Annotated in this window: 12 protein-coding genes; 5 read left to right on the top strand and 7 right to left on the bottom strand. The window is 68.5% G+C overall.

Annotated features, from left to right (window positions below):
• Position 1: 1 nt before the first annotated feature.
• The gene (locus tag G6N45_RS14935) at positions 2 to 742 is read left to right on the top strand and encodes an SDR family NAD(P)-dependent oxidoreductase (protein WP_163723001.1); all 741 of its coding nucleotides are present in this window, start codon (positions 2 to 4) and stop codon (positions 740 to 742) included.
• Here G6N45_RS14935 and G6N45_RS14930 read toward each other — a convergent pair.
• Entirely contained in the window at positions 709 to 1,284 is a 576-nt protein-coding gene (locus tag G6N45_RS14930) for a TetR/AcrR family transcriptional regulator (RefSeq protein ID WP_163723000.1), read from the bottom strand. The two genes, G6N45_RS14935 and G6N45_RS14930, sit on opposite strands and share 34 nt — an antisense overlap.
• A 164-nt stretch (positions 1,285 to 1,448) precedes the next feature.
• Here G6N45_RS14930 and G6N45_RS14925 point away from each other — a divergent pair, with 164 nt between their 5' ends.
• Together G6N45_RS14925 and G6N45_RS14920 are read left to right on the top strand one after the other, a co-directional pair.
• Positions 1,449 to 2,672, top strand: a complete 1,224-nt coding sequence (locus tag G6N45_RS14925; protein WP_163722999.1) for a cytochrome P450 — start codon at positions 1,449 to 1,451, stop codon at positions 2,670 to 2,672.
• A gap of 95 nt (positions 2,673 to 2,767) precedes the next feature.
• Positions 2,768 to 3,460, top strand: coding sequence for a hypothetical protein (locus G6N45_RS14920; RefSeq protein ID WP_163722998.1), 693 nt, complete (start codon positions 2,768 to 2,770; stop codon positions 3,458 to 3,460).
• A 23-nt stretch (positions 3,461 to 3,483) separates the two neighbouring features.
• Here the strand turns inward: G6N45_RS14920 and G6N45_RS14915 are convergent, their stop codons facing one another.
• The 3 genes from G6N45_RS14915 to G6N45_RS14905 form a co-directional block, all read right to left on the bottom strand.
• Positions 3,484 to 4,908: an HNH endonuclease signature motif containing protein gene (locus G6N45_RS14915; protein ID WP_163728468.1), complete on the bottom strand. Its 1,425-nt coding sequence runs from the start codon at positions 4,906 to 4,908 to the stop codon at positions 3,484 to 3,486.
• A gap of 222 nt (positions 4,909 to 5,130) precedes the next feature.
• Entirely contained in the window at positions 5,131 to 6,204 is a 1,074-nt protein-coding gene (locus G6N45_RS14910) for an NAD(P)H-dependent amine dehydrogenase family protein (protein ID WP_163722997.1), read from the bottom strand.
• Entirely contained in the window at positions 6,201 to 7,235 is a 1,035-nt protein-coding gene (locus tag G6N45_RS14905; RefSeq protein WP_163722996.1) for a 3-ketosteroid-9-alpha-monooxygenase, oxygenase component, read from the bottom strand. The genes G6N45_RS14910 and G6N45_RS14905 overlap by 4 nt, the downstream gene beginning before the upstream one ends.
• A gap of 46 nt (positions 7,236 to 7,281) precedes the next feature.
• On the opposite strand from G6N45_RS14905, the gene G6N45_RS14900 reads away from it, so the two are divergent.
• Positions 7,282 to 7,905, top strand: a complete 624-nt coding sequence (locus tag G6N45_RS14900) for a TetR/AcrR family transcriptional regulator (RefSeq protein WP_163722995.1) — start codon at positions 7,282 to 7,284, stop codon at positions 7,903 to 7,905.
• 1 nt (position 7,906) lies between these two features.
• Here the strand turns inward: G6N45_RS14900 and G6N45_RS14895 are convergent, their stop codons facing one another.
• Together G6N45_RS14895 and G6N45_RS14890 are read right to left on the bottom strand one after the other, a co-directional pair.
• A complete protein-coding gene (locus G6N45_RS14895) occupies positions 7,907 to 8,236 on the bottom strand; it encodes a branched-chain amino acid transport AzlD family protein (protein ID WP_163722994.1) in 330 nt (109 codons plus the stop codon).
• Entirely contained in the window at positions 8,229 to 8,882 is a 654-nt protein-coding gene (locus G6N45_RS14890; RefSeq protein WP_163722993.1) for an AzlC family ABC transporter permease, read from the bottom strand. Before G6N45_RS14890 ends, G6N45_RS14895 begins: the two co-directional genes overlap by 8 nt.
• Before the next feature lie 48 nt (positions 8,883 to 8,930).
• Here G6N45_RS14890 and G6N45_RS14885 point away from each other — a divergent pair, with 48 nt between their 5' ends.
• Positions 8,931 to 9,929 carry an alpha/beta fold hydrolase gene (locus G6N45_RS14885; RefSeq protein ID WP_163722992.1) on the top strand — a complete coding sequence of 333 codons (999 nt, stop codon included), beginning with the start codon at positions 8,931 to 8,933 and terminating at the stop codon, positions 9,927 to 9,929.
• Here G6N45_RS14885 and G6N45_RS28255 read toward each other — a convergent pair.
• Entirely contained in the window at positions 9,909 to 12,461 is a 2,553-nt protein-coding gene (locus G6N45_RS28255) for a M4 family metallopeptidase (protein WP_264060016.1), read from the bottom strand. The genes G6N45_RS14885 and G6N45_RS28255 overlap by 21 nt on opposite strands.
• Positions 12,462 to 12,527: the final 66 nt, after the last annotated feature.

The following is a 12,527-nucleotide window of genomic DNA, read 5'->3' as shown; positions in this document are numbered from 1 at the left end:
CATGAGTCAGCTCAGCGGCAAGGTCGCATTGGTCACGGGGGCGTCGGCGGGGCTGGGCGCTACGACGGCCCGGTTGTTCGCCGAGAAGGGCGCGACGGTGTTCGGTATCGCCAGGGACGCCTCGCGGATGGCCGAGGTGTTCGCGGACATGCCGGACAGCGCGTTCGCCTCGGTGGACATCTCCTCGCGGGAGGCGTGCGCCTCGGCGGTGGCCGACTGCGTCGAGCGATTCGGCCGGCTCGACGTGCTCGCCAACATCGCGGGGTTCCACCGCATGCGCCACACCGCGACGATGACCGACGACGACTGGGACGTCGACCTCGCGGTGAACCTGACCGCGCCGTTCGCGCTGTGCCGCGCGGCATTGCCGCACCTGCTGGAAACCGGCGGCAACATCGTCAACGTCTCGTCGATCGCCGGTGTCGAGGGCGAGGTGTATTCGGCGGGCTACTGCGCGGCCAAGCACGGGCTAGTCGGCCTGACCCGGGCGCTGGCCATCGAGTTCACAAAGGAACGCCTGCGCGTCAACGCCGTGTGCCCGGGCGGCATGCCGACCGCGCAGACCACCGAGTTCGAGGCGCCTGAGGACGCCGACTGGGATCTGATTATGCGGATCGCCTCACCGCGCGGGTTCATGGCCACCGAGGACGTCGCCAAGGTGATCGCGTTCCTGGCCAGTGACGACGCCGCCGCGATCCACGGTGCCGTCTACCGCGTCGACAACGGCAAGGGTGCGGGCTGACCGAGGAAACGGCGCACCATCTCGCGTTCGGCAGCTGGATCGGCGACGGGCCAGTAGAGCAGCGAGAGCACTACGCGCACAATCCATTGCGAGGCGAGCTCGTCCTCCTCGGCGATGCCGGTCAGATCCGCGGCGATGGCGGCGGGCTGAGGCGAGTCGACGATCCAGGCCATCTCGGCCGCCGCGCGCATCGAGGTGATCAGCGCCTGACCGAGCGGGTCCGCCCTGATCCGTTCCAGCGCCACCGTCACCGCCGTCACCACCCTGTCGGGACCGCTCATCCCGTCGACCGCGGACCGCACGGCGTCGACGATGCGCTCGGCGTTACGCGCCAGCACCGCATCACGAATCTGCGCCTTGCCGCCGACGCGCCGGTAGATCGTGGCCCGCGAGCAGTGCACCCGGGCTTCGAGAGCCGCGATGTCGAACGCCTCGACACCGTCCCGTGCGATCAGTTCGGTGGCCGCGGCGTAGATCCGTTCGGCCGCCGCCGCCCGCCGGTCACCGACCAGCCAGTCGTTCGTCGTGCCGCGAGAAGTCATCGGCCGATGTTCTCAGCGTGAGACGGGTTGGTCAATGTTTCTCACTCGTCGCCGCTGGTCGGAGCGGTGCACTGAGACGGCGCCGGAGCCGGGTCGGGGGTGTGGCTACTCGGATTTCGATGATCCGTTGACTCGTGCCCGGCACACCATTCAGCCTGACTCACATGGCAGTTCAGGCCGGCCCGCTCGGCGCCGCGTTGTTCGATGACCGGGTCATCCAGGATCCGTATCCGCTGTATGCGCAGATGCGGGCCGCAGGCCCTGTGCACCGCATCGGCGACTCCGACTTCCACGCTGTGTGTTCCTGGGACGCCGTCACCGAAGCGGTGGCGCGCACCGAGGACTTCTCGTCGAACCTGACCGGCACGATGACCTACCAGCCCGGGGGTTCCATCGGCGGCTTCGGCATGGATGTGGTCGGCGGCCCGACGCAGGTGCTGGCCATCGCCGACGATCCCGCACATGCTGCGCACCGCAAGTTGTTGGTGCCCCATCTGGCGGCCAAGCGCATCCGCGAGCTCGAGTGCTTCGTCACCGACACGATCGACCGGCTGTGGGACGAGGCGGTCGACGGGGGCCGTATCGAATGGATGTCCGCGATCGCGAATCGCCTGCCGATGATGGTGGTGTGCCGGCTCATCGGCGTCCCCGAGGAAGACGCCGATCAGTTGACGGCGTGGGGCTATGCCAGCACCCAGCTGCTGGAGGGCCTGGTCGGTCCCGATCAGCTCGCCGCGGCGGGTACCGCCGTCGCCGAACTGGCGGCGTACATCTCGCGGCTGTTGGATAGTGCGGCGCCGCCGGACACGCTTCTGGACGGCCTGGTGAAAGCCTGCACCACAGGCGAACTCGACGCCATCACCGCACAGGTCATCATGGTCACGCTGTTCAGCGCGGGCGGCGAGTCGACCGCATCGCTCATCGGCTCGGCCACCCGGATCCTGGCGACCCGGCACGACCTACAGCGGGCGCTCCGGGACGACACTGCCCTGATTCCGCCCTTCCTCGAGGAGGTGCTGCGCTATGAGCCGCCGTTTCGGGGTCACTATCGGCATGTGCTGCGGGACTGCGAACTCCAGGGATACCCGTTGCGCGCCGGCGACCGCCTGGTGCTGTTGTGGGGAGCGGCTAACCGCGACCCCGCGCATGTCGAAGCACCCGAGGAGTTCCGGATCGATCGCCGAGACGGCCGGGGCCACATAGCGTTCGGCAGAGGCGTGCACTTCTGCGTCGGCGCATCGTTGGCCCGTCTCGAGGCCAGAATCGTACTCGAACATCTGCTGACGCACACCCGCGGTTTCGAGGCCGTCGGCGCGGCACGCTGGCTGCCGAGCCTGCTGGTGCGGCGCCTGGAAACCCTGGTGCTCTCCATCGACCCCGCGCGCTGACCGCGCCTGGTTCAGAATGAGGCTGTTCGTAGGTCGCGGCCGGCCGGAGAGGGGAGGCGACGATGTGGGTCGTTGGTCGCCTCACCACACACCCCGTGACACTCGATCTCAGCTCCTCGGGCGGGCCCGACCAGAGAGTGACCCAGATCGTCATCGACGGCGCTGTCTTTTCGAACGCCGCTGAATTGACCACGTGGGACGAGACGCCTGTGCAGGTCCGCATCTGCGAGCACTGCGGTATGGAGCACTGCGCCAGCGGTAATTGGCTGGTGGTCCGGAACGTCGGTGTCGGGGTCGCGTTCGTGCCGGCGTTCCACGAGATGCTGACCGGCGATTGGGCGCCAAGCGAGTATGCGCCTCCGCACTTCGCGCAGGGCATGCCCATATTCACCCCGGCCGACTACGCCACGCTGCGCCGTTGGTGCGTCGGGCTGCCGCCGATCGACGCGGTGGCAGACTTGTCCGGCAACGAACTGTTCCGCTGGCTGCAGTGGGAAGCACCCGCGCATGTGCTGGGAGTGTTTCCGGCCGACGTCCAGATCGATCAGGACCTGCTGCTGGCGGTCTCCGATGGTGAACTCGCGGATGCGGCTGCCCTGCTGGAGGAAGCGATCGACCACACCCGCGGCACAGGCCACGCATCACTGAAACGCAGTCCGCCGACAGCTCAGGCAATCACGTTGTATCTCGACGCATCTGGCACGCCGGCATGGACGCCCCTCTACGTGGTCAACGATCGACCTCACTTGGCAGCGCCGACAACCGGATACCTCGTCGAGGCAAACTGACAACCGGTGAATCCGCGCGAGGTTCAGAATGGTGGAGGCTCGTAGGTCTCGGCCAGCCACGCTTGATGGGCTCGTTCGCGTTGCGCATCGAGCTCGATGCGTTGCCGCCGCTCGCGCTCCACGCGATCCCGCCGGTCCTGATCGCGGGTCTTCTTGCGGCGCGGCATCATCGCGGTCTTGTCCGCTCCCACCGGCGCAGCGACGGAGCCGGGCAGCTCGGCCGTCGGCACCGCCAGCGTCGGAAACAGTTGTCCACCATGGGCGTCGGTGACATAGACCAGTCCGGTCGGGGCGATCAGCACGACCGTGCCGTCGGGTCGCTGCTCGTCGCGCCACCCGTGCGCACCGGTGTAAAAGGTCTTGATCAGATGATGGTCGCGGCAGTAATGCTTGTTGTTGGACGGGTGCGTGGCCCCGAGGGGCCATGGGTCGGTGTGGTCGACGTCGCACCGCTGCACCGGAGCGTCACAGCCCGGGAAGCGGCACGTCAGGTCACGCCATCGGAGGAAGTCCTTGAGCCGGCGCGACGGCCGGTATCCGGGCTCCGGATCGTCGCCGGGCCGGTTGACCGGGCGCAACTCCGCCGCCGCGGCCGCCTGACGCACCTCTTCGGCGGGCAGGACGCCGAAGCCCTCCAGATAGCCTGGGGCATTGCTACTTCCGTCGATCGTGGCCTGCTCAGCCAGAATGTGAACGACAACGTCAGCAGCCGATGCCTTCAGTGCCGCCGCCGGGCATTCCGGAGATTCGCACCGGCACGCCAGCGTCGATTCGCCGCGGCCCAGAGCGCCGCAAGCGGCAGCCCGCCGTTGCCCGGGGGTGCGGGGATCCGCATCGCACACCGTGGCGGCCAGGGCGTCGAGGCGTTGGTCCAGCGCCGCGGCATCAAGTGCGTCGAGCAGCCCGCCGGCGAACGCCGTGCCCGGCAGGTGAGGTTCCACGGTGAAGTACAGGTTGTCCCGGACATTCGGCGGAACGCGCACCCCGGCAGGATCAAACGTGGCCACCCACCGGTCCACGCGTTCTTTCAACTTCTTCTCCGAGAACCGCATCCACCCGACCAGCTCGGGCGCCAACGCGGCGTCCAAATCCGCGAGGACGTCATTCTCGACGTTGTCGGTGCGGTTGAGCACGATCTGGACCATCCGCAGGTCGATCTGCCCCCGGGCGAAGATCTCGGCGACTCGAGGGAGGCGTTGGTGCAGTGAGACGGCCATTCGCACCTGGCTTCCCGCGCGTGACCGGCTGATGTTCTGCGCCGCCGACACTTCGGCGGCGACCGCCTCGTGGACGTCCGTGACCCAGTACTCGACGTGGGGGTACTCCCGCGTCCGGAGTGCGTGGAGCCGGGCCACCGCGGCGAGGCGTTCGGCGATCGCGCGCGACTCCGCCTGAGCGGCGGATCCCATCGCGAGGATGCAATCGATCCCCTCGGCCGATTCGAACATACTTTCGATCATGCCACGGGGGTACGACAGATCAGTGCAGAGATTCCTCGAAGGCCGCTAGGCTCGCCAGAGTCCCGTCACCGGACTGAATCATCCGCCGCCCCAGCATCTCCGCCACGATAGCGCTGCATCGCCGGTCCGTATTCGATCCGGACCGACAGCATCCGCAAGTACCCGCGGTGCCAGTGCTTGGATTGCCTTCTGGCGGAACGTCGACATCGGTCAGAGCCGAAAGCGCCCGGCGAATCCGCGCAGCGGCAGGTCGGCACTGGTGAGGATTCCCGGCTGGGCCGCGACAACGGCGGCGATGGCGTTGAGCGCCGGCATGCCCGTCACGGTCATCCCAATCGAGGCGAAGCTCGCCGGGTCGGACAGGTCGACGCCGGGCTTCGGGAAGATCATGTGCTTGTTGTAGATGTTCGGGTCGCCCTTGATCTGAGTGATGTAGCAGCCCTTGATGTCCCATGACGGGTCGGTGTGCGGCGTCATCTGCCATTCGAGGTGCGTCTCGACCCGCGGTACCCCGTCGACCATGCCCTGATACTTGATGTAGTTGCCGCCCAGTGAACCCTTCGGCAGCTGATACCAGCCCAGGTCGACGTCCTTGGTGCACGCGCCGAGCTCGTAGCTGAAGGCGACGTCGTCGAGTGTCAGGCCGAAGCAGTCGGCCATCATCAGCACGCTGTCGGCGAACACCCGGGTGTACTTCTCCAGCTTGCCCGGAATCGACGGATCGTCGACGGGCTGGCCGTATCCCACCTCGATCCAGGTGTCGCGGGAGTGATGGCATGACACGTCCACCGACTCGATGGTGGTGACGTTCTCGATGTCGGCGACATCGGCCGAGCACACCACCCCGAGGATCTGGTTGACGCCCGGATTCATCCCGGTGCCGTAGAACGTGGAACCACCCTTCTCGCAAGCCTCTTGGAGTAATCGGGTGACCGGCTTGCCCGAGTGGTGCGGGTGGTTGCGGTCACGGTGCCAGCCGGTGATCCAGTCGGCTGTCGTGACGACGTTGATGCCCGCCTCGAGCACCTGCACGTAGAGGTCCTCGTCGGGGAACACACCGTGGAAGGTCAGCACGTCGGGCTGGGCGGCGATGATCTCCTCGACGGTGCCGGTGGCGATCACCCCGTTGGGCGCCAGCCCTACGAGTTCGCCGGTGTCGCGGCCGATCTTCTCCGGGGAGTAGCAGTGCACTCCCACCAGTTCGAGATCGGGCTGGGTTGCGATTCTCTTGATCATCTCCGAGCCGACGTTGCCCGTCGCCACCTGGAACACCCTTAACGTCATCGAATGCCTTTCTGCATCAGCTCGGCGGCGCTGCCGCCCTTGCCGTCGGGATAGAACTGCTTGGCCCACTGGCGGATTGCGGTGAAGCCGGCCAGCTCCGAGCCTGCGAGCGCCGGCGGATCGGAGTAGCGCTGGTGCGACCAGATGTAGATGTCCTGGCGGAACTGCCGGATGACCTCGGCGCCGAACTCGTCGGCCCGGGCCCGGGCCCGCTCCGGATCACTAGCGGCGGACTCGCCGCGCGTACGGCCGATGTAGACCATGAACCGCACATCGGAGGTGGTGTCGTCGACCGGCGTGATCGCCGAGATCGTGCGGTTGTCGATCATCCCCCAGCTCTTGGTGACCGCGATGCCGAGTCCGCCATTGATGGCCTCGACACCACTGGTGACGTCCTCGATGCGCTGGCCGTCGTCACCGGTGAACGTGATCGTGAAGTCGACGAACGCCACCGGGGCGTCGAAGTCGTGCCGGGTGAAGACCGGGCTGATCGGGGTGTCGTGGACGTACCGGAAATGCTCGACGTCGACGCCGTTCTCGAGCACATATTGCGGGTGCATCTCCAGGCCCGGCTCGAACAGCCGCTGCTGCGGGTAGTAGTCGACGGCGCTGCTTCCATCGTCGAAGCCGGCGAACACGTCCGGGGCGTCGAAGGACGGCTCGCGGCCTTCGACGTCATGCCAGAGGTAGACCGACTCGTTGCGTTCGACCACCGGATAGGTGGTGATGCGCCGGCCACGGTTGGGCCGGTCCTCGTAGGGGATACAGACGTTGCGACCCTGCTGATTCCACTGCCACCCGTGGAATGGGCACTGCAGCACCTCGCCGTGCACCGTCCCCCCGAAACCGAGGTGGGCGCCCAGGTGTTCGCAATAAGCGTCCATCACGGTGAGCCGCCCCGACTCGGCACGCCAGGCCACCATCTCCCGGCCGAAGTACTTCATCGTGTGGACGGCGCCGACACCGATCTCGTCCGACCATGCGACCTGGAACCAACCGGTCGGTTTCATCGACAGGGGCGGTGGGGCCATAAGCGGATCATAGAACACTCAATGAAACTTTCGGTACCCTCGGATCATGACCGACGTAGCGGCCTCCGCGCGACGACCCAACCGGCGCGGTCAGGCCACGCGCGAGAACATGCTCGAAGCTGCCCTGCGGTCGCTGGCCTCCGGCGATCCGGGGTCCGTGTCGGCCAACCGCATCGCCAAGGACATCGGCGCGACGTGGGGCGCGGTGCAGTACCAGTTCGGCGACGCCGACGGGTTCTGGGCCGCAGTGCTGCACCGCACCGCCGAGCGCCGGGCGGATGTGTTCGCGCCCGCCGATACCGACGCGCCGTTGCGGGACCGTGTCGCGACGATCATCGACACGCTGTACGACGGCCTGGCAGAACGGGATTCACGTGCGATCGAGAACCTGCGCGCCGCCCTCCCCCGCGATCACGCGGAGTTGGAGCGGCTGTATCCGCGGACCGCGGCCGAACTGTATTCATGGGGGCAGTCGTGGCTGGCGATCTGTCACGACGCGTTCGCGGGCCTGGACGTCGACCCCGAACGCGTCCGCGAGGTCGGCACACTGATCCCCGGGGCGATGCGCGGGCTGGTCTCCGAACGCCAACTCGGCTCGTACGCCGATCTGGATGTCGCACGCCGCGGCCTGACCAATGCGCTGGTGGCCTACCTACAGGGCGCCGACTGAGTCAGCCGCCCCACGCGGTCATCAACGTCACGTAGCACGTGGTCCCGGCGAGGATGCTCAGCAGCGCCCGCCCGCGCCAGAGCTGCAGGCCCGCCGTCACCGCGACCGCGCAGGCCAGCCACAGCAGCTGCAGCGCGGTGTCCCCCACGGCGGTCTTCAGCGAGTAGATCGCCAGCATCACCATCACGCCGACGGGCATGTGCACGCTGAGGTAGCGCACGACGGCGCTGTCCCGCATGGGCGCCAGCGCCGCGAACGGCAGCGCGCGAAGCGCCCAGGTCACCGCCGCGCTGGTCATGACCAGCAGTGCGATGTAGCCGGTGTCAGGCATACCGTCGCCGCAGCAGCAGCATGGCGGTGAACGCGGCGAACGCACACACCAGCATCTGGCCGGGAACCACCAGCCACGCGCCGGCCGCGCAGGCCACGGCGATCGCGGCGGTGAGCCGGTCCGGCCGCTGCCGGTACGCCTCGATGCCCAGCACGATGAACAGCGCGGTCAGCGCGAAGTCCAGGCCGACGAGCCGGTCGATCGGAAGCGCCTCCCCCACCAGTCCGCCCAGCCCCGCACCGGTCACCCACAGCAGGTGAAACATCACCTGCATGAACAAAATCGGGCGGGTCGTCCAGCCCTGCGCGTCGGGGCTGACGGCGACGGCGTACGCCTCGTCGGACAGCGTGTACGTGCTGTAGAGCTTCGCCGGCAGACCGGTGACGCGGTGCAGCGGGAAGGACAGCGCGTAGAAGATGTGCCGCGAATTGACCACCAGCGAGGTCAGCGCGACGGCCGCCACCGGAGCGGCACCCGCCGCCAGCGCCACCATCAGGAACTCCAGTGAGCCGGCGTAGATCACCCCGGCGAACACCGGCGCCCACCACCACGACAGCCCGGCGTGCACCACCAGGAAACCCAGGGCCATGCCGAGGGGGATGAAGGCGAGCCCGAGCGGGGCGACAAGGGCGAGCACGCGCCGCATCGTTGAACACCCCCTCCGATCCGCCACCGACACGCTAGCTTTTCACGCGTGGATGTCTTCGACGAATGGCAACGAGCGGGAGCGACTTTCACCTGGGCCTCGACCACGCCCGCCAACGGCGGACGACCGGTCGGCGTGTTCGCCCGCCGCTGCGGGACACCGGGCGCGCCGCCGCTGGTGTGCGTGCACGGGTTCCCCACGGCGAGCATCGACTTCCGCGCCCTGGCGGGTGAACTGGCTGCCGACGTCGAGATCTTCACCCTGGACTTCCCGGGGTACGGGCTGTCGGACAAGCCGCAGGCGCCGTACGTCTATTCGCTGTACGACGACGCGCGGCTGCTCGTGCACGCGATCACCGAGGTGTGGCACCTCGACGAGTACCGGATGATCACCCACGACCGGGGCAGCAGCGTCGGCATGATCGCGCTCGCCATGCTCGCCGACCTCGACGCCGCCGCGCTCCCGCGAGAACTGTTCCTGACCAACGCCAACATCTATCTCCCGCTGGCCAATCTGACCGCGTTCCAGGTGGCGCTGCTCGATGACGCGACCGGCCGCGCCACGGCGGCGGCGACCACCCCGGAGCTGCTGGCGGCTGGCCTCGGCGCGACCACGTTCCTTCCGCGCCGCGATCTCCAGGATCCCGAGATCGCTGCGCTGGCTGGCTGTTTCGCCCACAACGACGGAATCGCGGTGCTGCCGGACACCGTCCGCTATCTGCACGAACGGGCCGCCGACGAGACCGGGTGGCTGCAGCGGCTGTCGGGTATCGACCTCGACACCACGCTGATCTGGGGGCTCCATGACAGCGTCGCGCCGCTGCGGGTCGCCAACCACGTCTGGCAGACCTACCTGCGGTCCAAGCCGGGCCGCAACCGCTACTGGGTGGTGCCGGGCGCCGACCACTATTTGCAGTGCGACGCACCGGTCGAGCTCGCGCAGATCATCCGGTTGACAATGGCCGATGACCCGGTCGAGCTGCAGACGATCGGTGACCGACCCGACGGGGCAGTGCTGGTGGATCAGTCAGGCCGCGACCACCGATGACGTTGCGCCGTTGGGAATTCCGACGGTGTCGAAGGCCTCGCCGATCGCGCTCTGCTGCGCGGCGGTCAGGCCGAGGGCACGTGCCGCGCTGAGTACCGCCGCCCGCCCGTCGGTGAACACCGAATCGGTGCTGAGCCGGTACAGCGCGTGGTAGAAAACCTTGGCCCACATGTCGTTCGAGATGCCGGCCGTCGCCGGGTCGGTCATCATCAGGTATGCGGCATGGCTGAAGATCGTGCTGTTGACGTGCTCGCCGGCGTCGTCGCCCAACCCTTTGTAGCGGCTCGCGTAGGTGTCGCGGTAGGGACCCATCGACGTGCTGATCGAGGTGGGGTCGGCGAGGTTTCGGACCGCCCCGAGTTGGGAGTCCTCCCCCAGCAGCCAGCGGTCCGGTCCGGACTTGTTCTCGATCAGCACGCCCATGATGTCGGCCATCGCCTCGTTGAGGGCGCCGGGCTCGCCGTAGTCGAGCACCGAACCACCTGCAGGTCCGCCCACGACGAAGCTGGTCACGGCGTGGGTGAACTCGTGGCCGATGACATCGACCGCGGCCTCGAGGTGCCCGCTGTCGCCGAAGGCGAGCTGCTCGAGGCCGGGATCCCAGAACGCGTTGGCATAACCGCCGGCCGACTTCTGTGGGTTGTACAGGATGCTGACCTCGACGGGCGCCCCGTTTCCATCGAAAGACCTGCGGCCCAACACATCTCGGTAGTAGTCGTAGACCAGCGCGGTGTTGGCGTGCGCGGACACCCCGCCGGTGTTCCAGCCCAGCCATCCGCGCTTGACCACGGTCCCGGGCAGCACGCCGCCGCCGAGACCGAAGAACGGATACGACGTCTTGTACGTGGTGATGTCGCGGCCGGCGTCGACCAGTCGATAGGTGGTGAACCAGGGGGTCTTGCGAACGTCGATGGTGATGACCCGCGTCGCACCGAGCCAGTCCTTGCCGGCGCTCACGGCCGTGAGCGGCACCGCGTTGGCGACGCTGACGATCACCGTGCCGGTCCATGCCCCCTCGGCGCCGACCAGCGAGGTGGTGCCCGGCCGGTAGAACAGGGCGCGCGGCGCCGCGCCGACCACACGCCACGCCAGGCTCGGAGCCGTCTGGTCGTCGGGGGCGTAGACGACCAGTTCCTTGGTGAACGTGGCTCGCGGGCGGGCGATCGCCGCGATCTCGGCGTTGCCGTCCACCCGGGCGTCGGGGGTCACGTCGAAGGCCGCCGACAGACCCCGGTAGTTGTTGAACAGTCCGGTCACCGTGCCGTGTGCGTCGGTCACCAGGATGACGTCGCTGCCGAGGACGGGGATTCCGCCGACGGTTTCGGTGTAGCGGTAGAAGGTCTCGGCGGTGTCCCCGGTCCCGGCGGTGACGGTGGAGATGGCCGCGGGATCGGCGAACCCGGCGGCGGCGCCGAGCGTGGCGGCGACGTCATTCATCACTGATGCCGCCGCGGCGGCATCGGTGACCACCCGGTCGGTGAACGGGCCGTCGATGCTGCGGGGCGGCGTGTTGGCCGCGGCCAAGGCGGCAGCGTCGGCGGGGACGGCGATGACGACCTCCGTCGGCCGGTTCACGCCGAGGAGACCGAGCAGGCCGTGGACGTGGAAGGGGTTGCCCGCCACGTCGTCGACGGTGACGGTGAAACTGTCTGCGCGACCGGCTTTTCCAGCGAACGGGGTGTAGACGAAGCCGCCGCCGGCGTCGATGCTCACCGTGCCGTAGGCCGCGGCCGAGCTGACGGTGTACGTGAGGGAGGCGTCGTCGTAGTCGGTGGCGTTGAGGCTTCCGCGCAGTGTGCCGTCGGGGGCGGGCCCGGAGGTGGTCGGCGCCGCGGTCGGCCGCTGGTTGTGCAGCGTGTACTGCGACTGCCGCACCGCCAGCCACATCGACTCCACCAGGGCCGACACCGGGGCGCTGGGCATCGGCAGCCCGTCGGCCAGCGGGCGCAGTCCGGACCACGTCAGCACATCGGTGGCGATGCTCTTCACCGTCACGGGTCGGGCGCTCACCACGCTGCGCAGCGTCGGCCGCTCCGGCGGCTCGTCGACCGCGACCGCCTCGCTCGTGGGTGCGGCCTGCGGTTCGGGACGGGCGGCGACCGTCGGTTCTGCGGGTTCCGGCTCGGGCGCCGCCGACCGGTCGGCAGCAGATCGGTCCGCGGATGTGTCGGCGCGCTCGGCCCGCGCCTCGACGTGTCGGGCGGCACGGCGGTGACGCCCGCCGGCCGTCGACGTGGCCCGGGACCCGGCCTCGGTGACGTCTTCGGTGACGTCTTCGGTGACGTTTTCGGTGACGTCTTCGGTGTCGGCGGGCCCGGTGTCGGCCACAGCCGATCGGGGGGCCGGCTCGGTGTCGGTGACGGCCTGTGTGGTGCCGGTGTCGGCGGTCGCCGCGTTGTCGGCGGAGTCCGTGGGAGCGGCGGCGGCCACGCCCGGTCCGGCGGCCAGGCCCATGCCGATCCCGATCAGCGCGACGCCCGTGTACAGCGTCGACGTCGACCAACTCTTCTGCGGTCGGTCACACCGGGCCACGGTGACCCCCCTCCGCGAAGGTGTGCTGTAGCGGGGAACTTACCAGGTCTCACCTACCGTGGAGCC

It is taken from the genome of Mycolicibacterium psychrotolerans (assembly GCF_010729305.1).
Classification (GTDB): domain Bacteria; phylum Actinomycetota; class Actinomycetes; order Mycobacteriales; family Mycobacteriaceae; genus Mycobacterium; species Mycobacterium psychrotolerans.
The sequence above is the reverse complement of the archived record's forward strand: the minus strand, read 5'-3'. Positions and strand labels throughout refer to the sequence as shown.

Bases quoted from the DNA above. Each gene is read 5' to 3' on its own strand.
- G6N45_RS14935 (WP_163723001.1), top strand. From the start codon at position 2: ATGAGTCAGCTCAGCGGCAAGGTCGCATTGGTCACGGGGGCGTCGGCG.
- G6N45_RS14930 (WP_163723000.1), bottom strand. From the start codon at position 1,284: ATGACTTCTCGCGGCACGACGAACGACTGGCTGGTCGGTGACCGGCGG.
- G6N45_RS14925 (WP_163722999.1), top strand. From the start codon at position 1,449: ATGGCAGTTCAGGCCGGCCCGCTCGGCGCCGCGTTGTTCGATGACCGG.
- G6N45_RS14915 (WP_163728468.1), bottom strand. From the start codon at position 4,908: ATGTTCGAATCGGCCGAGGGGATCGATTGCATCCTCGCGATGGGATCC.
- G6N45_RS14910 (WP_163722997.1), bottom strand. From the start codon at position 6,204: ATGACGTTAAGGGTGTTCCAGGTGGCGACGGGCAACGTCGGCTCGGAG.
- G6N45_RS14905 (WP_163722996.1), bottom strand. From the start codon at position 7,235: ATGGCCCCACCGCCCCTGTCGATGAAACCGACCGGTTGGTTCCAGGTC.
- G6N45_RS14900 (WP_163722995.1), top strand. From the start codon at position 7,282: ATGACCGACGTAGCGGCCTCCGCGCGACGACCCAACCGGCGCGGTCAG.
- G6N45_RS14895 (WP_163722994.1), bottom strand. From the start codon at position 8,236: ATGCCTGACACCGGCTACATCGCACTGCTGGTCATGACCAGCGCGGCG.
- G6N45_RS14890 (WP_163722993.1), bottom strand. From the start codon at position 8,882: ATGCGGCGCGTGCTCGCCCTTGTCGCCCCGCTCGGGCTCGCCTTCATC.